14 protein-coding genes and 1 tRNA gene are annotated in these 21,960 nt (G+C 72.8%); 7 read left to right on the top strand and 8 right to left on the bottom strand.

What is annotated here, in order from left to right; genetic code table 11:
• The first annotated feature begins 7 nt into the window (after window positions 1–7).
• Window positions 8–1,345, top strand: a complete 1,338-nt coding sequence (locus ABZ321_RS23610; protein ID WP_344500101.1) for a glutamine synthetase family protein — start codon at window positions 8–10, stop codon at window positions 1,343–1,345.
• Window positions 1,333–2,445, top strand: coding sequence for an amidohydrolase (locus ABZ321_RS23605; protein ID WP_354894607.1), 1,113 nt, complete (start codon window positions 1,333–1,335; stop codon window positions 2,443–2,445). The genes ABZ321_RS23610 and ABZ321_RS23605 overlap by 13 nt, the downstream gene beginning before the upstream one ends.
• 57 nt (window positions 2,446–2,502) lie before the next feature.
• Here ABZ321_RS23605 and ABZ321_RS23600 read toward each other — a convergent pair whose 3' ends face one another.
• Window positions 2,503–3,156: a DUF2306 domain-containing protein gene (locus tag ABZ321_RS23600; RefSeq protein WP_344500097.1), complete on the bottom strand. Its 654-nt coding sequence runs from the start codon at window positions 3,154–3,156 to the stop codon at window positions 2,503–2,505.
• A 139-nt stretch (window positions 3,157–3,295) separates the two neighbouring features.
• Complete coding sequence (locus ABZ321_RS23595; RefSeq protein WP_354894605.1) at window positions 3,296–3,847, bottom strand: TetR family transcriptional regulator; 552 nt, start codon at window positions 3,845–3,847, stop codon at window positions 3,296–3,298.
• 124 nt (window positions 3,848–3,971) lie between these two features.
• Here ABZ321_RS23595 and ABZ321_RS23590 point away from each other — a divergent pair, with 124 nt between their 5' ends.
• Window positions 3,972–4,514 (top strand): hypothetical protein, encoded by a 543-nt coding sequence (locus ABZ321_RS23590; RefSeq protein ID WP_354894603.1) that lies wholly within the window; start codon window positions 3,972–3,974, stop codon window positions 4,512–4,514.
• 100 nt (window positions 4,515–4,614) lie between these two features.
• Entirely contained in the window at window positions 4,615–5,358 is a 744-nt protein-coding gene (locus ABZ321_RS23585) for an SGNH/GDSL hydrolase family protein (RefSeq protein WP_344500091.1), read from the top strand.
• Window positions 5,359–5,373: 15 nt separating this feature from the next.
• On the opposite strand, the gene ABZ321_RS23580 is transcribed toward ABZ321_RS23585, so the two are convergent.
• The 6 genes from ABZ321_RS23580 to ABZ321_RS23555 form a co-directional block, all read right to left on the bottom strand.
• Entirely contained in the window at window positions 5,374–6,027 is a 654-nt protein-coding gene (locus ABZ321_RS23580) for a response regulator transcription factor (protein ID WP_344500089.1), read from the bottom strand.
• Window positions 6,024–7,157 carry a histidine kinase gene (locus tag ABZ321_RS23575; RefSeq protein ID WP_354894598.1) on the bottom strand — a complete coding sequence of 378 codons (1,134 nt, stop codon included), beginning with the start codon at window positions 7,155–7,157 and terminating at the stop codon, window positions 6,024–6,026. The genes ABZ321_RS23580 and ABZ321_RS23575 overlap by 4 nt, the downstream gene beginning before the upstream one ends.
• Entirely contained in the window at window positions 7,154–7,957 is an 804-nt protein-coding gene (locus tag ABZ321_RS23570) for a type II CAAX endopeptidase family protein (protein WP_354894595.1), read from the bottom strand. Before ABZ321_RS23570 ends, ABZ321_RS23575 begins: the two co-directional genes overlap by 4 nt.
• A gap of 196 nt (window positions 7,958–8,153) precedes the next feature.
• Window positions 8,154–10,301, bottom strand: coding sequence for a hypothetical protein (locus ABZ321_RS23565; RefSeq protein WP_354894592.1), 2,148 nt, complete (start codon window positions 10,299–10,301; stop codon window positions 8,154–8,156).
• 42 nt (window positions 10,302–10,343) lie between these two features.
• A tRNA-OTHER gene (locus tag ABZ321_RS23560) sits at window positions 10,344–10,471 on the bottom strand.
• 205 nt (window positions 10,472–10,676) lie between these two features.
• On the bottom strand, window positions 10,677–11,378 hold the full coding sequence (locus tag ABZ321_RS23555; RefSeq protein ID WP_354894589.1) for a MerR family transcriptional regulator: 702 nt from the start codon (window positions 11,376–11,378) through the stop codon (window positions 10,677–10,679).
• Between the two features lie 156 nt (window positions 11,379–11,534).
• Between ABZ321_RS23555 and ABZ321_RS23550 the strand changes: the two genes are divergently transcribed.
• The 3 genes from ABZ321_RS23550 to ABZ321_RS23540 all read left to right on the top strand — a co-directional run bounded on the left by ABZ321_RS23550 (window position 11,535) and on the right by ABZ321_RS23540 (window position 21,830).
• Entirely contained in the window at window positions 11,535–14,984 is a 3,450-nt protein-coding gene (locus ABZ321_RS23550) for a LamG-like jellyroll fold domain-containing protein (RefSeq protein ID WP_354894586.1), read from the top strand.
• An 82-nt stretch (window positions 14,985–15,066) separates the two neighbouring features.
• Entirely contained in the window at window positions 15,067–21,273 is a 6,207-nt protein-coding gene (locus tag ABZ321_RS23545) for an RHS repeat-associated core domain-containing protein (RefSeq protein WP_354894583.1), read from the top strand.
• On the top strand, window positions 21,273–21,830 hold the full coding sequence (locus ABZ321_RS23540) for a hypothetical protein (RefSeq protein ID WP_344500075.1): 558 nt from the start codon (window positions 21,273–21,275) through the stop codon (window positions 21,828–21,830). The genes ABZ321_RS23545 and ABZ321_RS23540 overlap by 1 nt, the downstream gene beginning before the upstream one ends.
• Window positions 21,831–21,960: the final 130 nt, after the last annotated feature.

Below are 21,960 nucleotides of genomic sequence, written 5' to 3'. Positions count from 1 at the left end.
CGCGTCGATGGATGACACCGCACGGGCCGGCAGGATCGCCGCCGAGCTTGCTTCCCGCGACGTCCACGCGGTCGCCCTCACCTGGGTCGACAACGCCGGCATCACCAGGGTGAAGACGGTGCCGGTCCGCCGGCTCACCCACGCGGCCAGCTGGGGCGTCGGCATGTCGCCGGTCTTCGACGTGTTCCTCGTCGACGACTCGGCCACCACCAGCGAGCACGTCGGCGGGCCGGCCGGGGACCTGCGGCTGTTCCCCGACCTGGACCGCGCCACCGTCCTGGCCGCGCAGCCGCACTGGGCCTGGGCGCCGGCCGACCGGCGGACCCAGGAAGGCGAACCGTGGCCGTGCTGCCAGCGGACGCTGGCCCGCACCGCCGCCGCCCGCGCCGCCGAGACCGGCCTCGAGCTGCGGATGGCGTTCGAGGTGGAGTGGTACCTCGCCACCGCCGACGGCGAACCGGCCGTGACCGGGCCCGCCTACGGGATGACCCGCGTCGTCGAGGCGGCGGCCTACCTCGACGAGCTGTACCAGGCCCTCGACGCGCAGGACGTGCCCGTCGAGCAGATCCACCCGGAGTACTCGCCGGGCCAGTTCGAGGTGTCCGTCGCCGCCGCCGACCCGGTGCTCGCCGCCGACCGGACGGTGCTGGTCCGCCAGACCGTCCGGGCCGTGTCCCAGCGGCACGGCCTGCGGGTGTCGTTCGCCCCCGTCGTCAGCGCCGGCCAGGTCGGCAACGGCCAGCACCTGCATGTCTCGGCGCGCCGCGACGGGCAGACGCTGTTCAGCGGGGGTGCCGGGCCGCACGGGCTGCGCCCGGCCGGCGAGGCCGCGATGGCCGGGCTCCTGCGGCGGCTGCCGGCGCTCGCCGCGCTCGGCTCCCCCGGTGTCGCCAGCCGGCTCCGGCTGGAGCCGCAGCACTGGGCCGCGCCGTTCCGCTGCTGGGGGCACGAGAACCGGGAGGCCGCCCTGCGGCTGGTCACCGGCAGCCCCGGCGAACGCGACCGGGCCGCCAACGTCGAGGTCAAGTGCTGCGACGGCGCCGCCAACCCGTACCTCGTCGTCGCCGCCGTGACCGAGATCGTCGCCGCCTCGTGCGGGTACGACCTGCCGCTGCCCGCCGAGGTGCCGGGTGACCCGGCGCTCCTGCCCGAGGACCGCCGCCCCGAACGGCTGCCGCAGACAGCCGACGCCGCCGTCGCCGCGCTGCGCGCCGACGACCTGCTGGCCGGCCTGCTCGGACCGGCGCTGCTGGAGGCGTACTGCGCGGTCCAGCTCGCCGAGGCCGACCGGTTCGCCGGCGCGACCCCGCAGGAGATCGTCGAGGCGACCCGGTGGAGGTACTGATCGACGGGCTGATCGACGGACACTGTCACCGGGTGCTGGCCCGCGATCTCGACCGGGCCGCGTTCGAGACCGCCTGCACCGAGGCCGACCTGCCGCCCCCGCCGGGTGTGTCCTATCTGGACAGCCGGGTCGGGCTCGCCGTGCGCCGCTGGTGCGCCCCCGCCCTCGGCCTGCCGGTCCACGCGCCCGCCGACGACTACCTGGCCCGCCGCGCCGAGCTCGGCTGGCGGGCCACGACCGAGGCCCTGCTGCGCGCCGCCGGCCTCGCCGAGCTGCTCGTCGACACCGGCCTCGACGACCCCGACCTGCTCGGCGACGCCGGCCTCGCCGCGGCCTCCGGCGCCCGCGTCCGCGAGGTCGTCCGCCTCGAACGCGTCGCCGAGACGCTCCCCGCCGACACCGGCGCCGCCGAGTTCACCGCCGCCTTCGCGTCCGCCCTCGACGGCCGGGTCCGCACCGCCGCCGCCGTCAAGTCCGTCGCCGCCTACCGCCACGGCCTCGCCGTCCCCGCGCGGCCGCCCCCGCCGCGCGCCGTCCAGCGGGCCGCCGGCGCGTGGCTGCGCGGCGGCCGCGGCCGGATCACCGACCCTGACCTGCTCGGCCACCTGCTGTGGGCGGGCGTCGGCACCGGCCTGCCGCTGCAATTGCACACCGGCTTCGGCGACCGCGACCTCGCGTTGCACCGCGCCGACCCGGCCCTCGCCCAGCCGTTCCTCGCCGCGCTCGACCCGCGGGGTGCGCCGGTCGTCCTGCTGCACTGCTACCCGTTCCACCGCAACGCCGGCTGGCTCGCCCAGGTGTACCCGCACGTGCACGTCGACGTCGGCCTCACCCTCACCCACGCCGGCGACGCGGTCCTGCCCGAGTTCTTCGAGCTGGCGCCGTTCGGCAAACTGCTGTTCTCCACCGACGCCTACCTGCTGCCCGAGCTGTACCTCGTGGGCGCCGCCCGCTTCCGGCACGCCCTGCGCCGTCTGCTCGACACCTGGCGCGCCGACGACAGCGTCAGCATCGCCGACGCCGAGCGGATCACCGCGCTGGTCGGCGCCGGCAACGCCCGCCGGCTGTACGGCCCGGGAACCACCACGACCGTGCGGTGACGTGAACCGGAGCCGGTGGCGGGACCGTCAATTGCCAGCTCAACGCCAACGGTGGAGTCAGGCCACCGCTCGATCGGGCCGGCCGGTTGCTGCGGTCTGGCGTCGTTGTTGGCGGCGAGCCAGCGGGGTGAGCATTCGTTGGATGATGAAGTATTCCGGGATCACCGCACAGATCACGATGGAGGCCCACACGCTGGACGTGTAGATGTCGGCGAAGGTGATCCAGGGGTACGGCTCCTGCAGTGCGAGCCCAAGGCCGAGGAAGGCGCGCAGGACGACCGCTGCGAAGGTGAGCGAGTAGTTGCGGATCATCCAGATGCGGTGAAGCTGCACTTCGCCTCGGCGGATCGTGCGGTAGCCCCGAGCGAGGGTGTAGACCCACGCGGCGATGAGCAGCGCGAACCCGACCTGCACCGGCACGCCGTCCAAGGTGAAGATCGTGGCGAAGGTGGCCGCGATCGTCGCCGCCACGATGCTGATCATGTAGATCCGGCCGACGATGCGATGCAGGCCCGGACGTTTGACGCGCAGCGGGGTGATGAACTGCAGCGGGCCGAGGAACAGGGCGAGGCTGGCGGGCAGGGCGTGGATCACGATGGACAGGTAGTGGGGCGCGACGTCTGGGTTGACCGGGATCCGGCTCTGCGCGGCATCGCCGGTCAGGTATGCGGGGGCAGAGAACGCCGCGACGCCCATCGCGGAGATGGTCATCAGGAGGATGGCAATCCACCACCATCGGCGGCGGCTCGGTTGGGTTGGCGATGTAACGGTCACCGGGAACTCCAATGCTAGTGAGTGGTCACTATCAAAAGGGCAAAAAAAACAGGCCGCTGGGCAGCGGCCGACTGGCTCAGCCGGAAAACAGAAAACGGGCCCCCCAGTCCTCCTCCGTGGGCTCACTGTCGAGCTTCATGACGGCGCCCACCATGAAGATGAGGCCCTCCGCGAAGAACCGGTGTGCCTGCCCGGCGTCGACGCCGGGCATCCGCTCGACCCGCTCGAAGATCGCCCGGGTCGCCCGCTGCATGACCGCGCGGATGTCCGGGTCGTGACAGGCGGCGTAACCCTGCAGATACATCGACATCAGATCGTGGTCGGCGATCAGTTCGCCCCAGGCGGCCTCCATCGCGGGCAGCGGTGCCTCGGCAGCGGTGCCGCGCTGGATCATCTCGCGTTCGATCGTCGCGAATACCTGCTGCAGCGCCGCGATGAACAGCTCCTTCTTGGTGGAGAACAGCCGGAAGAGGTTGGGGTGCGACAGGCCGGCCTCGGCGGCGATCGTCGTGGTGGAACCGCCGTGCAGGCCCTTTTGGCTGAACTCGCGAAGCGCCGCGGCGAGCACATCCTCCCGCCGCTGCTGAGCCGCGACACGAGGACGCCTCTTGGATGCTGATTCCGACACGTTGATAGTGTGCACTCACTATCTAGCGCCGTCAACTCTGGTCCCGGCCGTCGCCTCCCCGCCGCCGGTCTGACGCTCGTCGCACCGTCGCGGCGCGGCCAGGTCGCGGACCGCGCCGCCGACGGTGCCACGAGTCGCTGCGCCCGACACACCGCCCTCCGCCGCGATTCGCGGTGCCGGTGACGCCGGCCTCGACGGCGTCACCGCACCGCTGACCGCGCCGGAGATGCTCGACTTCGAGGCCGTGGCCGACGTCCTCAGCGACCTCACCGGACGCGCCGTCACCCGGGTCGTCGTGGACGACGAGGAGTGGAAGGCGACGGCAATCGACCGCGGCATGCCGCCGCAGGCCGCCGACTTCACCCTGGACATGTTCCGCGCCGCCCGCCGGGGCGAGTTCGCCGTCACCGATCCCACCCTGGAGACCGTCATCGGCCGCCCCGCCGTCCCGGCCCGCACCGTCCTCGAGACGATGGCCGCCGCGGTCCGGCGAGCCGGTCCATCGGCGGCGCGACCGGCTCGGCACAGCGGGAGACCGGCGCGTTCGCGGCCGCGTCCGGTCTCCCGCCCCGCGGGACGCCGAGCCCTACCAGCCGACCGCGATGAGCATGTACTGCGGGTTGTTCAGGGCGATGAAGCTCGACTGGTCTGCGGGTCTGGCCGTTGAACGTCCAATACCCATCCGACATCGTCAATACATATTGGTAAGAGTCCGGTACGGACGACCCTGATCGGGCCGCGATGATCGACTCGGTATCGTCGGGGTCATGCGGTACGTGGCGATCGGTGACAGCTTCAGCGAGGGTATGGGTGACGAGCGGGCGGACGGCATCCCGCGCGGGTGGGCCGATCTGGTCGCGGCCGCGCTCGGCGCCGCCGACCCGCAGTGGCGCTACGCCAACCTGGCGATCCGGGGCCGGCTGCTCGAACCGATCGTGACCACCCAGCTGGACGCCGCCCTCGCCATGTCGCCGCTGCCGACGCTGATCTCGCTCAACGGCGGCGGGAACGACATGATGCGCCGCGGCGCCGACCTCGCGCACCTCGTGCGGCTCATCGAGGGGGCGGTCGAGCGCTGCGAGGCGGCCGGGGTCCGTCTCATGGTCCTCAGCGGCGCCGACCCGTCGGACCACCTGCCGCTCGGTCGGGTGCTGCGCCGCCGCGCCGAGCAGCTCACCGAGGCGGTGCGGGAGCTGACCGCCCGCCATGGCGTGCTGTTCGTCGACTGCTTCGGCGACGCCGAGCTGCGCCGCGCCGGGTACTGGTCGGCCGACCGGCTGCACCTCAACGCCGCCGGCCACCGGCGGGTCGCGGGGCTCGTCCTGGCCGCCCTCGGCGTCCCCGGCGCCGAGCACCGGCTCGACGACACCGCGGCGGCGGCGCGCGGGCTGGCCGTCCAGGCCCGGTACTACCGCCAGCACGTCCTGCCGTGGGTGCTGCGCCGGGTCCGCGGCCGCTCGTCCGGCGACGGGCGCGTGGCGAAGTACCCGGCGTGGACCAGCGTCTCCTGAGCCGGCGGGCCGGGCTCAGGTCACCAGGCCGCGCCGGTACGCGTAGATGACCGCCTGCACCCGGTCGCGCAGGTCCAGCTTGGTGAGCAGCCGCGACACGTACGTCTTCACGGTCTCGGGGCTGATGACCAGCGCGGCGGCGATCTCGGCGTTGGTCAGCCCTTCGGCGATGAGTCGGAGCACCTCCAGCTCGCGCGGGGTGAGCGGCGCGCCGGCCGGGCCGTCGGCGGCGGGCCGGATACGCGCGGCGTAGCGCCCGACGAGCTGCCGGGTCACCTCCGGGTCCAGCAGCGCGGCGCCGGCCGCCACGGTGCGGACGCCGTGCAGCAGCTGGGTGGTCGGCGCGTCCTTGAGCAGGAAGCCGCTCGCCCCGGCCCGCAGTGCCTCGTAGACGTACTCGTCGAGGTTGAACGTCGTCACCACCAGCACCTTCACGGGCTCGGCCACGCCGGCGCCGGCCAGCCGCCGGGTCGCCTCGATCCCGTCGAGGACCGGCATGCGCACGTCCATCACCACGACGTCCGGCCGTAGGCGCTCCGCCAGGCCGACCGCCGCCCGGCCGTCGCCGCACTCCCCGACCACCTCCATGTCGGGCTGCGCGCCGATGATGGTGACGAATCCCGTCCGTACGAGGGCCTGGTCGTCGGCGACCAGCACGCGGATCGTCACAGCGGGATCCGGGCGGTCGTGGTGAAGCCGCCGTCGGGCCGCGGCGCCGCGGTGAACGTGCCGCCGAGGGCCCGGACGCGCTCGGCGAGGCCGCTCAGGCCGCGGCCGCCGTCGGTGGAGACCTCGACCGTGAGCTCGTCCGGGCCGTGATGGAGGTGCACGACGGTACGACGGCCGTGGGCGTGCTTGAGCGCGTTGGTCAGCGACTCCTGGACCACGCGGTGGGCGACGGCCTCGGGGTCGCCGGGCGTCTCCCGGGGCGTGCCGGACTCCGTGACCTCGACCGGCTGGCCGGCGCCGCGGGCCTGATCGACCGGTGCGCGGAGGTCGGCCTGCCCGCCGTGGCCGGGGTCCAGGACGTCCAGGAGCCGGCGCAGGTCGGAGATGGCGCGGCGGCCCGTGCCGGCGACGGCGGTCAGCGACTCGTCCAGGCGGTCGGGCGCGGCGGTCAGGTACCGGGCCGCCTCGGCCTGCACGACCATCGCCGTCACGTGGTGGGTGACGACGTCGTGCAGGTCGCGGGCGATCCTGGCCCGCTCGGCGGCGCGGGTGCTCTCCGCGACGTGCCGGCGGCGCTCGGCCTCGGCGGCGCGGGTGACGCGCAGCCACGCGCCGATCCCCCACGCGAGCGCCACGGCGAGATAGAACGTGAGGTACCCGGTGACGCCCTCCGCCGAGCCCCGCCGGTCCAGGGCCACGGCGAGCGGCACGTACGCCACCGTCACCGCCGCCGCCGTGAGCACCCGGACCCGGCGAGCGGCACCTGGGCGCCCGGCGGGGAGCGCGTCCCCGCCGAGGTGGGCGCCCGCGCTCATCAGGGCGATGGGCAGGGCGGTGCCGGCGACGAGGTGGTAGCCGAGGAGCTGGTCGGCCGCGAACCCCGCTGCGACGAGCGCCAGGCACAGCGCCGGCCGGCGCCGCCGGAGCACCAGCGGCAGGCACTCGAGCGCGGCGACCGCGACGGCCCACCCGTCGAACGGGCGGGACGGCAGGTCCTCGGCGAGGCGCGTGCCGTAGCCGTGCAGCGCCGGCACGAGCGAGGCGGCGGCGAGCAGCAGCGCGAGCGGCAGGTCCCGGACCGTGACGTCGAGACCCGCCCACCGCTCCCGAAGCCGCTGGGCGTCGATCACCGGCTGAGCGTAGCGGCCGGGCGGCGGCTCCGGCGGGGCAGCACGCGGCCCCGGCGCCGGGCGAGGGCCATGAAGGCCACGGTGGCCATCACGCCGCCGACGACCGACGCCAGGCTCGCCTCGGGGCCGAACGTGCCGCCGGACAGCAGCACCGGCCCGGACAGCGCGCCGTCGAGCAGCCCCTGCGCCGTGTCGTTGCCGGAGACGTCGGTGCCGAAGACGCCCGCCTCCGCGAAGTTCCAGGCCCAGTGCAGGCCGATCGGCAGCCACAGGGTGCGGGTCGCGGCATAGGCGGCGCCGAGCATGCCGCCCGCCTCGATCGCGATGGCGACCGCGCCCCACAGGCTGGCGTGCGGGTTGAGCAGGTGCATGAGGCCGAAGAGCGCGCCGGTCAGGGCGAGGGCGGTCCAGGTGCCGGTGCGGACCTCGACGACGCGGAACAGCACACCCCGGAAGATGAGCTCCTCGGTGACTGCGGCCGCGAGCATCAGGCCGAGCAGTGCCGCAGCACCAGACAGCGAGCCCCAGCCTTCGACGCGATAGCCGCCGAGGAGCGCGATCACGGCGATGACCGCGGTGAACAGGGCCGCGCCCAGGACCGCGCCGCGGCCGAACGCGACGGCCGCGCCCTCGCGGGGCAGGTCGGGCGACGGGCGGCGGCCGATCCGGACGTACACGACGAGGGCCAGGACCGCGGTGGCGGTGCCGGCGAGGAGGGTGAGCCACGGGTTGCCGCCCATGACGAGACTGCCGAGGAACGAGACCGCGAAGACCGCGGCGAGCTGCAGGAACGATCGCATGCAGTGAACGGTATGGATTCGCGCGCGGCAGCACGTCACCGCGCGGTGGACACCTGACCGTAGCTCGCTCGGGGGACACGCGTGGGCGGCCGAGGGAAGCGTGGACGCTGAAATACCTGATCCTCCGCCTGCGCGGAGGTTCCCGAGTCGAACGGAAACAGCAGGAAGCGCCCACATGGCCTCGGCCGCCGCCGCATTACGCGGGGATCAGCTCGTGGAGCCGGTTCAGGGTATAGGTCTCCGAGCCGGCGGGCAGGCCCTCCGGTGCGTCGATGCCGATGAACGTGACGGGTTCGTCGGGGAGGCTGCCGTCCCAGATGGTCACGTCGGCGCCGGCGCGCCACAGGTCCACGAGGTACGACACGGTGAGGTACCGGCGCTCCATCAGTGCCCGCACCCGGTCGGCCGTGGTGAACGTCTGCTCCTCGACCCGGTTGAACGACGGGCGGCCCTCCAGGTACAGGTGCAGCCACACCGCCTCCCAGCCGCGCTCGCCGCGGGCGAACACCATCGGCAGGGCGATGCGGCCCTTGCCGCGCAGGTCCGAACGGGCCCGCACGGTCCGGGCGTCGAACGGGGCGCCGCGCTGGTCCAGGGCGCGGGTCTGGTAGCCGAACATCGACTCGGCGACCTGCTGGAACGACTCGCCCGAGTAGATGTGCACGTGCGGCGCGCCGATCGTCAACGGCACGTCGATGAACTCGGTCGCGCCGTCCGGTGCCTCGGTGATGTCACCGGAGTGCACCACCCCCTCGTGGTGGTAGTTCGTCCACGACACCTGGCCGACGCTGTGGTACTCGTCGTCGAGCAGCAGCACCGACAGGTCGAAGTCCGTGCGGAGGCTGGTCTGGCGCCAGTAGGTGAAGAAGCGCAGCAGCTCCCCCGCGACCGGCGCCCGCGAGCCGCGCGGCAGCACGCCGAAGCCGCCCTCCGCCGACTTGCCCGACAGCGGCAGCGCGACGTCGAGCACGTCCGGGTCGACCAGCAGCGGCCGCTGCGGCCGCGGCAGCCGCGCCGCGATCCGCGCGTCGAGCAGCGCCGACAGCTCGGCGACCAGCCCCGCAGGCAGCGGCGGCCGCTCGTCCGGCCCGATCCACGCGCGGCGCGACCGGTTCACGTACATGCGCGCCGACACGGGCGCCAGCCGGTTGCCGACATGCTCCCGCAGCGAGCACAGCACCCGCCCCGACGCCGAGCCGAGCGCACCCCTGACCGCGTCGACCACGACGCCCTGCTCCGCCGGCGAGGCGAGCCGCAGCAGCCGGTCCGCGGAGCGCAGCAGCAGGCCCGGCGCCGCCGACAGCACCGACGCCGCCGCGCCGGCGCCACCCGCACCGATCGCCTCCTCCGCACGGGCCGCCAGGTTGCGCACCCGCCGCTCGCCACGCGCGACCGCGAACACCGCCTGCGCGTGCGGCCACTGCTCGTGCTCGTGCGGGTGCAGCCGCTCGCCGAGCCGCTTCCACGGCTCGGCGTGCCGGGCGACGTCGCCGAGCCGGTCCTGGTGGGCGGCGACGACCCGGTCCAGCGCGGCCAGCAGGACGCGCCGCTCCGGGCGCCGGAAGGACCGGAACCGGGTGGGTGCCGCCAGCGAGACGTCCCCGCCGGAGACCTGGCAGGCGAGGCGCAGCACGTCGGTCGTGGTGTCCACGGCGACCAGCGTCCGGCCGAGCACCAGCCTGACCCCGTTGAGCACCGCCCGGTGCTCCCGCACCGGGATCACGTCCGGCTGCGTGCCGTCCATGCACGCGACCGCGAGCTCGCCGAGGAGCGCGAGGTCCGCCTCCCCGAGCGGCGTCGTGCTGCCGGCCAGGGCCAGGTACAGCCGCTCCGCCTCCACGTCGGCGGTGTCGCCGAGGTGCAGCAGCGTCAGCCGGTCACCGGCCGAGGCGATCAGCTCGTCGTGCGCGGCCAGCAGTTCCGCGTAGGTGTGCTGGTACGTGCCGTAACCCGGCAGGTCGAGCAGGTTCACCGCACCCGAGCGCACCGCGTCGCGCAGCACCGCGTCGGAGGCCGTCCCACCGCCGGCGAGCACCGCCGCGCGCAGCCGCTGCGTCCAGAACTCGACGGTGTCCGGCACGTCGTGCGGGAAGCCGATGAAGTACGCGTTGTGCTGGACGTGGTCGCCGACCAGCTCCCGTACCGCGGAGACCACCGTCGCGGCGAGATCCATCGCCGGCCCGGGGGCGACGCCACCGACGTGCTCCAGCAGCGCCCGCGACGCGGAGAACCCGGCGTCGAGCAGCGCCGCGTCCAGCTGCCGGGCCACCGCGGCACCGTCACCGGCCGCACCGGTGCTCGCCGGCACGCGCAGCGTCCTGGAGATGAGCAGCTTCTCGAGCATGCGGCCCCCATTCGGTCAACAGCCGGCCGGGGCCGGCACGGGTGGGCCGCCGGGGACTCGAACCCCGAACCCTTCGATCCAACAAGGAGAAGGAAGCGCCTCCATGTCCGCTCACGCGGGAAGCGGACGCGCTACTCAGTCGAATGCTCTACCAGTTGAGCTAGCGACCCGTGCGTCGATCATCGCACCGGCCCGATCGGCGCGGCCATCGATTATCGCGCTCCTCGGCCCGGCCGCTGCATGCGGAAGTGCGGCCGCTGTATGCGGGACGTGCTGCCGCTGTACGTCGCCCTTGCATGATGGGCGGGTCTTCATCGACAGGAGGTACGTGCATGCCGACCGCTGGAAGGCGGTGCCGCGCCGGCCGCTGGACGGTCAGCTCGGCGGCGTCTCGCCGGGGTGCCGGCCCGAGGCCGCAGCCGCGTCCTGCAGCGCCTGGGCGAGGAGCTCCTGCACGGCGGAGGCGGCCATGCGGTGGAAGCGGCGCTCGACGGCCGGGAGGTCGTCGTGCGAACCCTCCGCGACGAACTCCTCGAAGAACACGTTGAAGCGCTGGGCGATGCGGCGCACGTCCGCGGCGAGTTCCTCGAACTCGGTCATGGCGCGCGCCGGGGGGATGCGATGGGCCGCGAGCTCCCGGCCGATCTCCACGAAGGCCTTGCTCGGCGCCTTCACCATGCCTCGTTCGGGGTCGAACGACAGCAGGCCCAGGCCGATCGCGCGTCGGACCACGTCGGGGTCGACGTGGCCGTCGGGGAACAGTGCGGCGAAGTCCGCCGGGCTCATCTCGGTGGACTCACCGAATGCGGCCAGGTCCTGCTCCTCGCCCACCAGGGCGGCGATGCTCGCACCGCGGGACCAGTTCTCCAGCAGATCCTTGATCGCGGCGAGTGAGAAGCCGCGCTCCTGCAACCGGCCGATGACGCGGAGCCGGGCGAGATGAGCCGAGTTGTAGTAGCCGATCCGCCCGCGGATCTCCGGCCCGGGAAGCAGCCCCTTCGACTGGTACATGCGCACGGTCGATGTCCGACTGCCCACCCGTTGAGCCAGCTCATCAATCGTGAGTTCGTCGCTCACGGTAACAGCATACCGACACCTGAAGGACACCCTTCAGACGTTGAACCTCATCGCTTCATCTAGCACTTGACGAGTGTCCACTCTTCTAGTGTTTACTAGCACGGTTCGAAGCTTGTCGCTGCCGAACGTGTGCTGAGCCAACGGGGGAGGATCAGGATGACGGCGAAACGCGCCCTTTTACGGTTCCTGGCGGTGGTACTGGTCGGCGGCGCAGCGCCGCTCGCCGCGACGGCGGCACCCGCGACGGCGGCGCCGCCGAAGTGCGGGGCCGCCGAGCAGAGCATGGCGGCGGCCGCGGCGGCGGCGCGTGCCTGCGGCAGGCGGGTCGAGACGACGGCGGCGCGGTCCGCGACCACCCAGACGTTCGCGAACGCCGATGGCAGCACCACCGTCGAGCGGTCGGCCGAGCCCCGGTTCGGGCGGCGGGCCGACGGCGCCTGGGTCGACCTCGACCTGCGGCTCAAGCCGGGCTCTGACGGCGCTGTGCGGCCCGAGGCCTCGGCGCTGCCGGTCACCATCTCCGGTGGTGGGGCCACCCCGCTGGCGAAGGTGGCCGACGGTGCCCGCGAGCTCGCCGTGACGTGGCCCGGCATCCTGCCGGCGCCGCGGCTGGAGGGCGACACCGCGGTCTACCCGGAGGTGCTGCCCGGCGTCGACCTGCGGGTGAGCGCCGCGGCACTCGGGTTCTCCGAGGTGCTCGTCATCAAGGACCGGGTGGCCGCGGCGAACCCGGCACTGCGGCAGATCCGGTTCGGGCTGATGGCCAAGGGCGTCACGGCCAAGGCCAACGGCGCGGGCGGTATCGAGGCTCGCGACCCGGCAGGTGCGCTGGTCTTCAGCTCCCCCGCGCCGCTGATGTGGGACTCGACCAACAGCACCACGGCCGATCGGGGCAGCGGGACCGGCGGGCGGCGGCAGGCGGTGATGGCCGTGCAGGTCACCGGCGACCAGCTGACCGTCGTGCCGGACCAGAAGCTGCTCAACGACCCGGCCGTGACGTTCCCGCTGTTCGTGGACCCGTCATGGACCGGGCACGTCGCCGGCAGCGCATGGACCAGCGTCTGGTCGCGCAGCGACACCGCGGGCAGCTCGTTCTGGCAGAACGGCACGGCGCTGAACGACGCGGCGGCCAAGGGCGGCGCCGGTTCGGGCCGCACCGAGGACTGCTCCGGCTGCGGCCAGTACGTCATCCGGTCCATCTTCCGAATGGAGATCAACGGCGTCGCCGGCAAGCAGATCAAGGCCGCCACGTTCCGGGTGCAGCAGCGCTGGGCGTGGACCTGCAACCCGTCGTCCAACGCGCGGCTGTGGATCACCGACGGGATCTCCCCGTCGACGACGTGGAACAACCAGCCGACCTGGCACGGTGACTGGACCGCCGACGCGACCGCCAACCACCGCGAGGGCGGCGGCGCGGGATGCAACGGCACCGGGGACATCGAGTTCGACGCGACCGCGATGGTCCAGCACGCGGTCGCCGACGGATGGCCGGACCTCACGCTCGGCCTGCGGGCGATCGACGAGGGCACGACGAACCACTGGAAGCGGTTCAACGCCGGCAGTCCGGTGCTCGCGATCGACTACAACACCCCGCCGAACACGCCGGATGTGCTGACCGTCGACGGCAAGCCGTGCGCGACCGGCGCCGGCGCACCGTACGTCGCGACGGCCACCCCGACGCTGCGGGCCCGGGCCACGGACGTGGACAACGACGACCTCAAGGTCTCGTTCAGCCTCGCCCGGGCGCAGATCCGAAGCGGCATCACGTTCTGGACCGCGATCACCCCCGGCGGCGAGAACACAGTCCCCAACGGCGGCACCGCCCAGTTCACCACGGGCACGCTCGGCGACGGGGGCCGCTACAGGTTCAGCGCCCAGAGCGACGACCAGCACGGCGGGGTCAGCCCGGTGACCGGCACCTGCGAATGGCTGGTGGACCTCGTCAACCCGGTGGCGCCGAGCGTCACCGCGGACATCTACCCCGCGTCCTCGACCGGTTGCCCGGCGCAGGGCTGTGGCTCCGTCGGCCAGACCGGGACGTTCACGTTCGCCAGCTCGCCGGACGTCGCGTTCTACCGGTGGGGCTTCGCCGATCCACCGACCACGGTCGCTACGCCGGCGGCGGCCGGCGGCAGCGTCTCGGTGACGTGGACCCCCACCTCGGGCGGCGCCCGGACGATGTACGTGACCGCCGTCGACCGGGCCGGACGCACCGCCACGACACTCCACCAGTTCCTGGTCTCCGGGCCGTCCCCGGCGGTGGCGCGCTGGGACCTCGAGGAGGCGGCGGGCACCACCTCGCTGAACGACGTGACCGGCCACGGGCACACGGCCACGCTCGGCGGCGGCTCGCTCGGCGCGCCGGGCCGGATCGTCGGCGGCCCGACGGCGCTCTCGCTCACCGGCGGGTCCTCGGAGTTCGCCACCGCGTCAGTACCCGAGCTGGACTCCAGCAAGAGCTTCGCCGTCGCCGCCTGGGTGCGCCCGACGCTCACCACCAGCACCCGGGCCGTCATCAGCAAGGACGGCGTGCACACCTCCGCGTTCCGGCTTTCCGGCAGCAACTCCTGCGGCTGCTGGATCCTTTCGTGGAACACCGTCGATGCCGCCAGCACCGGCGATGCCCGCGTCGTGGGCTCCCCGGTGGTGGCCAACGTCTGGGTGCACCTCGCGGGCGTGTACGACGCGGCCACCGGCCAGGCGACGCTCTATGTCGACGGTAAGCCGGTCGGCACGGCGGCGATCCCGGCGCCGACGTGGAACGCCACGGGTCCGCTCGCCATCGGCCGGGCCCGCTGGGCGGACGCCGTCGCCGACCAGTTCGCCGGCAACATCGCCGGGGTCCAGGTGTGGAACCGATCGGTGACCGCGGCCGAGGTGGCGGAGCTGGTCGACCCGCTCACGGCCGGCGTCGGCGGCGAGTGGCACATGGACGAGATCGGCCCCGGACCGGCGTACGACTCCTCCGCGATGGCGCACGACCTGAACTTCGTGAACGGCGCGTACGTGCCGGAGTCCGACGCCGGCCAGACCGGCACCGGCCTGCGTCTGAACGGCGTCACGGCACACGCCCGGACCGAAGGCCAGGTGCTGCGTACCGACCAGTCGTTCACGGTGTCGAGCTGGGTGCGCATGGGCGACGGCGACACCTCGACGCCGGGCCCGCAGTTCCCGATCGGCAACCACAACGCCGTCGGGCAGGACGGGCAGAACCTCAGCGGTTTCTGGCTGGGCCTGCGCAACTACGACGGCGTCCCCCGGTGGCGGTTCAGCATGACCGACACCGACACCGACTCCCCCACGAACCCGTGGACGGAGGCGGTGTCGGCCCCGCTGGCGACATCCTCGATCGGCGCATGGGTCCACCTCGTCGGTGTCTATGACGCACAGGCCCGGACGTTGAAGCTGTACGTCAACGGCTCCCTCGCAGCGTCGGTGACCCGCTCGACGCCCAACTGGGACGCGACGGGCCCGCTCACGATCGGCGCCGGGAAGGTCGTCCCGGCCGGCGGCGGGGCGCCCGTCCTCACCGACGGGTGGTCCGGCGACCTCGACGAGATCCGTGTCTACGCCGGCGCCGTCGCCGACGTGACCCGCATCCCCTGACCCCCCTCGAACCTCGCACCGGCCGGGCCGCACAGGCCCGGCCGGCCACCTCTCATCGGTCCTGTACGGGGAAGGATTGACCGTGAATGTCCATGACGCGTGGCCGCGGCTCACCGCACGCGCCCGAGCGGTGCCAAGACGCCCGATCCTGATCGCCGGAGCCACCGTGTTCGCCCTGGTGGCCACCTCGTTGATCGTCCTTCCGCTGGTCAAGGCGGAGCCACGGCCGACCGCGCAGCGCGAGACGACCGTCGCCGGGCAGAAGCGCACACCGGAGAAGGCCGACCCGGCTGTGACCGGCCGCCCGTTCACCGCACCCGACCCGGTGTGGCCGGCGGCGGCGACGGTCGAGGTCGACCTGCCGTCCACCGGCGCGCAGGTCGGCGGCCTGCCATTCCGGTTGGAGCGGGTGTCCGGGGCCGGCCGGATCCGGTTGCGGACCTTCGACCAGCCTGCCAGCAGGTCCGCCGGTGTCACCGGGGTCCTGCTGCGGATGGACACCACCGACGGCACACCGGCGACGGTGCGGGTCGGCCTGGACTACTCCGCCTTCCGGGGTGCCTACGGCGCCGGCTGGGCGAGCCGGCTCCGCCTGGCGCAGCTGCCGGTCTGCGCCCAGCGCTCCCCGCAGGCCCCGGAGTGCGCCGCGATGTCGGTGCCGCACGTGTACCGCAACGACGTCGCGTCCCGCACGGTCACCGCGGAGGTGACCACTACTGGCGGCGGCACCCTCCTCGCGCTGAGCGCCGCGGCGTCCGGGTCGGCCGGCTCGTCGGCGGGCGACTACGCCGCGACCAGCCTGACCCCGTCGGCGACCTGGTCGGCCGGCGGCAGCGCCGGCGACCTGTCCTGGAACTACCCGATGCGGGTGCCGCCGTCCCTCGGCGGCCCGGCACCGTCGGTCGCGCTGTCCTACTCGTCGTCGGCGGTCGACGGCAAGATGGTGACGACCAACAACCAGCCCTCCGTCATCGGTGAGGGCTTCGAGTACTCGCCGGGCACGATCGAACGGCACTACCGCGCCTGCGCCGAGGACATGACGGGCAGCCCCTCCCCCAACAACGCCTCGACGAAGACCGGCGACCTGTGCTGGGCCACCGACAACGCGACGCTGTCGCTGTCGGGGCACGCGGGTGAGCTCATCAAGGAGCCCGGCGCGTCGAACCGCTGGCACCTGCGCAACGACGACGGCACCAAGGTCGAGCGGAGGCTCGGCGCCGCCAACGGCGCGAGGGACGGCGAGTACTGGGTGGTGACCACGACCGACGGCGGGCAGTACACGTTCGGGTCGAGCACCGGCGGCACGCTGACCGAGCCGGTCTACGGCAACCACCCCGGCGAGCCGTGCAACCAGGCGACGTACGCCGCCTCCGGCTGCACCCAGGCCTACCGCTGGCACCTCGAGTCGGTCGTCGACCCGCACAGGAACTCGATGACCTACTCCTATGCGAAGGAGACGGGCAAGTACGCCCGCAACGCCACCCGCACCGACCTGGTGACCTACGACCGGGGCAGCTACCTCACCACGATCGACTACGGCACCCGCACCGACGGGTCCGGCCCGGCACCGCAGCGGGTCAGCTTCGACCACGCCGACCGGTGCCTGTCCGGCTGCACCACCCACGACGCGGCGCACTGGCCGGACACCCCGTGGGACCAGCAGTGCTCGGCGTCGCCGTGCGACGTGGTCTCGCCGACGTTCTGGGTCACCAAGCGGCTCACGGGCATCGTCACCAAGGTGTGGAGCGCGAGCCTCGGCGACTACCAGCCGGTCGAGTCGTGGGGCCTCGAGCAGTCGTTCCCCGACCCGGGCGACGGGAACCTGCCGGGCCTGTGGCTGGACAAGATCAAGCACGCCGGTCTGGTGGGCGGCACCACGACGCTGCCTGACATGACCATCGTCGGCGTCCAGCTGAGCAACCGGGTCGACGCCATCGACGAGTCGGCGGCGTTGAAGTGGTTCCGGATCAAGACCGTCAACTCCGAGTCCGGCGGCAAACTGACCGTCACCTACTCGGCGCCGGACTGCGTCGCGGGCAGCCGGGTGCCCAACCAGGGCGCGCTGGAGAACAACACGCTGCGCTGCTACCCGGTGAAGTGGAAGCCGAACGGGCTCAACACGGCGATCGTCGACTACTTCCACAAGTACGTCGTCACCGACGTCACCGAGACCGACCTGACCGGCGGTGCGGTGCAGACCCGCACGCACTACGACTACCTCGGCGACCCGGCCTGGCACTACAACGACGACGACGGCCTGATCACCCCCGACGACAAGACGTGGTCGGTGTGGCGCGGCTACGCCGCGGTGCGCACCGTCAAGGGCGAGCCGGGCGAGCAGACCTCGGTCGAGACCCGCTACTTCCGCGGCATGCACGGCGACCACCTGCCCAGCGGCACCCGGTCGGTCACCCTGCCGGCGATCGCGACCGGTGGGGTGCCCGCCGTCACCGACGAGGACGCCTACGCCGGCATGGTCCGGGAAACCGTCATCTCCAACGGGCCCGGCGGCGCCGAGGTGTCCGCGACGGTGAACGAGCCGTGGCAGTCGGCGGCGACCGCGACGCGGACCATCAACGGCGTCACCGTGTCGGCGCGGTTCACCGGGACCGCCGCGACCCATACCCGCACGTCCCGCGACGGCGGCCGGAGCGCCCGCACGACCACCGTGCGGAACACGATCGACGCCACGTACGGCGACGTCAGCAAGGTCGACGACAACGGCGACGACGCCGTCACCGGCGACGAACGCTGCACGCTCACCGACCACACCCGCAACACCACGAACTGGCTGCTCACGCTGCCGTCGCGGCAGCGCCGGTTCGCGGTCTCGTGCGCCGCTGCCGCCGCCGGCGGGATCGGTGCGGACGACGTCATCAGCGATGATCTCACCTCCTACGACGGGCTGGCCAACGGCGCGGCGCCGACGGTGGGCGACGCGACGAAGACCGAAACCCTCGACACGTTCACCGGCGGCGTCGCCGGGCACACGGTGAGCGCGGAGACCACGTATGACGCGTACGGCCGGGTCACCCAGGTGAAGGACGTCCGCGGCGGCATCACGACGACGGCGTACTCGCCGGCCAACGGCCCGGTCACGCAGACCACGGTCACCAACCCGCTCGGCTGGCCGACCGTCACGACATTGAACCCGGCCTGGGGTGCCACGGTCGCCACGGTCGACGTCAACGGCCGCCGCACCGAACTGGACATGGACCCGCTCGGGCGGCTGGTCTCGGTGTGGCTGCCGGGGCGCGACCGCGGCCAGCCGGCCTCGAGCACGTACGCGTACCTGTACCGGACCGACGGCGCCATCACGGTGACGGCCAGGACGCTGAACCAGAACGGCGGCTACGTCACCGCCTACACGCTCTACGACGGGCTGCTCCGGCTGCGGCAGGTGCAGTCGGCCGACGCGACGGGCGGTCCGAAGGCCATCGTCACCGACACCCTGTACGACTCGGCCGGGCGGATCAGCACCGTGCGCAAGCCGTACCTGGCGTCGGTCGCGCCGAGCACCGACCTGTTCAACCCGACCGGCACGATCCCGGCGCAGACCCGCACGCTCTACGACGGCGCCGGCCGTTCCGTCGCCGCGGTCTTCCAGGTGCAGGCGTCCCCGGCCAGCCCGGGCGGCACCGAGAAGTGGCGGACGACGACCAGCTACGGCGGCGACCGGGTCGACGTGGTCCCGCCCGCCGGTGGCACCAGGACGTCGACGGTCACCGACGCGGCCGGCGTGACGGTCGAGCTCCGGCAGTACCACGCCGGGGTGACCCCCGGCCCGGCGGTCCCGGCGACCGGCTACGACGCCACCGTCTACCGCCACAACCGCAAGGGGCAGGTCGACCGGGTCACCGACCCGGCCGGCAACCGCTGGGACTACACCTTCGACCTGCACAACCGGCAGCTGACGGTCACCGACCCCGACAAGGGCCTGACCACGATGGTCTACAACGCCGGCGGTCTCCTGGAGACCAGCAAGGACGCCCGCAACACCACCATCGCCTACACGTACGACATCCTCGGCCGCCGCACGAGCGTGCGGGACAACGGCGTCACCGGGCCGAAGCGCGCGGAGTGGACCTACGACAACCTGAGCAACGGCACCACCGCCCGCGGTCAGGTCGTGAAGTCCATCAGATACGCCACCCCGACCGAGACCTACGAGGTCGAGACCCTGGGCTTCACCGCCGGCTACCAGCCGACCAGCGTCAAGTACACGATCCCGCCGACCGAGCAGAACCTGGCCGGCACCTTCTCCTACGTCTACACGTACAAGCAGGACGGCAGCACCGCCACCATGCGGATGCCCGCCCTCGGCGACCTGGCCACCGAGACGCTCACCTACGGCTACACCGACCAGGCGAAGTACAAGAGCCTCGGCACCAACCTCGGCACCAGCTACGTGACGGGCATGGACTACACCAGCTTCGGTGAGCCCGGCGCCGTGCACCTGGGCAACAACGGCGGCGCACCCGTCGACGTGGTGCGCACGTACGACCAGGACACCCGCCGGCTGGCCCAGATCTGGACCAGCAAGCAGTCGCCGGCGGCCACGGTGGCCGACGTGCGGTACGGGTACGACAACGCCGGCAACGTCACCAAGGTCGACGACATCACCGCCGGGGACCACCAGTGCTTCGAGACGGACCACCTGGGCCGGCTCGCCGAGGCGTGGACCCCCACCAGCGGCGACTGCCAGGCGGCCAGGTCCGTCGGGGCGCTCGGCGGTCCCGCGCCCTACTGGCAGTCCTTCGCCTACGACGTCGCGGGCAACCGCAGCGGCCTCGTCGAGCACCTGACCGGGCAAGGGCAGCGGACCACGACCTACGCCACCACCGCCGGCACCCACCGGCTCGCCGACGCCACGATCACCGACAACGGCGGGACCCGGAGCCAGTCCTACCAGTACGACGAGACCGGCAACACGAAGGCCCGCCCGGCGGCCACCGGTCAGCAGAACCTGACCTGGGACGCCGAGGGGATGCTGGCCTCCAGCTCCGACGCGACGGGCACCACGACGTACGTCTACGACGCCGACGGCCACCGGCTGATCCGGCGGGACCCGGCCGGCAAGACGCTCTACCTGCCGGGTCAGGAACTGCGCTTCACCAGCGCGACGGGCGCGAAGACCTGCACCCGGTACTACAGCATCGGCGACCAGTCCGTCGGCACGCGGACCGCGGCCGGCCTCACCTGGCTGATCAGCGATCAGCAGGGCACGGCGAACATCTCCGTCAACGCGGTGAGCCTGACGGTGGCGGTGCGGCGCACCGACCCGTACGGCACCGTGCGCGGCGGCACCGGCACGTGGCCGGCGAAGATGGACAAGGGTTTCGTCGGCGGGACCGTCGACAACACCGGCCTGGTCCATCTCGGCGCCCGCGAGTACGACCCGGCGATCGGGCGCTTCGTATCCGTCGACCCACTGATCGACAACACCGAACCGCAGCAGATGAACGGCTACTCGTACGGCAACGACGCGCCGCACACCAACACCGACCCGCACGGCGGACGCTCGTGCAGCGTCGAGGACGCCCGGCAGGGCTGCAAGGAGCCGGAGCACCACCTGCCGCCGATCAGCGACCAGTACGACACCGCCGGCGACGACTACTTCGGCGACGTCAAGAATCCCGGTGACAGGCGGTACACCATCAAGACCGGCCCGAAGGCGCCCGGGCAGGGAATCATCATCTGCCGCTTCTTCATCCCGGAGAAGGACGCCGCCGGCGGGTACCTCCTCGGCGACGACCGCGACTTCAGCCTCAACGCCGACGTTCCCTACCGGATCACGATGGCCTGGAACACGGACACCGGTGAGATCACCTACACCGTGTGCGCCAGCACGATCCAGGAGCAGCTCAACGTCCCGTGGCCGGTCATGGACAGCAAACCGCCATTCGTCCGGATCGACGAGGTGCCGCTCATCGCCAGCAGGCAGGTGCCCGCGCTGCCGATCGAGAAGGGCGGCGCCAACGACGCCACGGTGGTGTCGGCCCGGGAGAACCATCTGGACATCCAGTACTCGGGACTCAACAGCGCGCTCCCGTGCTGCGAGGTCAACGGCGAGATCTGGATCGACGTCAACGACAAGGGTGACATCCGCGTGGACCTGACCGGGGACGACTATCCGAACTTCGAGGTCGTGCAGTACCGGCCCGGGCAGGTGCCACGGAGCCTGGGCAGGGACTCGTCGGGAGTGGCCGGCGGCGGCAACTCGATGCCGTTCACGCTTCCCCGGAGGCTCAGCTGGGTCAACGGCGAGTGCGTCACGAGCTTCTGCTGATGACCGACCTGTCCGGCGCGGGCGACCGGCCGTCGAGCACACGTCCGGCGGTCTGGTGGTTCGCCGTGCCGCCGGCGCTGCTCCTGGTGTTCCTGTGTGTGGCCGGCGCGCTCGCTCCCCAGGGAGGGATCTCGGGCGAGCGCGCCGCCCGGCCGGTCGCCGGGCCGGGCAGCTCGGTGCACTTCGAGCTGCGGCCCGGCACCACGTTCACCGTCTACCAGGACGCCCCGACGAGCCGGGCCGGCATGAACTGCTCGGTGGCGCTCGACGACGGCGACCCGTCAGGGTTGAGCACCGGCAGCGGCGGCCAGGCCGGCGGCATGTTCGGGCGCCGGCCCAGGCGGGTGTTCGTCGGGGGCACGAGCTACAACTACGCGATGCAGCTCGCGGACAACCACACCGCGGGCATCACCGTGTCGTGCAGCGGCGGCGACGTCCTGGTGGAGTCGGGCACCACGACCTCGTGGACCAGCGCCGCCGTCACGGGGGCGGCCGTCGCGACCACGGGGGCGGCGCTCGTCCTCATCGCCGCACGCCGCCGGCGACAGCTTCCGTAACCCGTCGGTCGCCGCCGCGCGAAGCGGCGGCGACCGGAACCGGGCCTGCACAGGCGGCTGGATGGCCCGGAGGTCAATGCAGTGCCGTCACAAGATCGGCCCGATGCGGGCACGATCCTCACCGAAAGGA

It is taken from the genome of Dactylosporangium sp. NPDC006015 (assembly GCF_040614215.1).
GTDB lineage: Bacteria > Actinomycetota > Actinomycetes > Mycobacteriales > Micromonosporaceae > Dactylosporangium > Dactylosporangium maewongense.
This window is presented reverse-complemented; position numbering and strand designations above follow the sequence as displayed.

Bases quoted from the DNA above. Each gene is read 5' to 3' on its own strand.
- ABZ321_RS23610 (WP_344500101.1), top strand. From the start codon at position 8: ATGGATGACACCGCACGGGCCGGCAGGATCGCCGCCGAGCTTGCTTCC.
- ABZ321_RS23600 (WP_344500097.1), bottom strand. From the start codon at position 3,156: ATGACCATCTCCGCGATGGGCGTCGCGGCGTTCTCTGCCCCCGCATAC.
- ABZ321_RS23585 (WP_344500091.1), top strand. From the start codon at position 4,615: ATGCGGTACGTGGCGATCGGTGACAGCTTCAGCGAGGGTATGGGTGAC.
- ABZ321_RS23570 (WP_354894595.1), bottom strand. From the start codon at position 7,957: ATGCGATCGTTCCTGCAGCTCGCCGCGGTCTTCGCGGTCTCGTTCCTC.
- ABZ321_RS23565 (WP_354894592.1), bottom strand. From the start codon at position 10,301: ATGCTCGAGAAGCTGCTCATCTCCAGGACGCTGCGCGTGCCGGCGAGC.
- ABZ321_RS23550 (WP_354894586.1), top strand. From the start codon at position 11,535: ATGACGGCGAAACGCGCCCTTTTACGGTTCCTGGCGGTGGTACTGGTC.
- ABZ321_RS23540 (WP_344500075.1), top strand. From the start codon at position 21,273: ATGACCGACCTGTCCGGCGCGGGCGACCGGCCGTCGAGCACACGTCCG.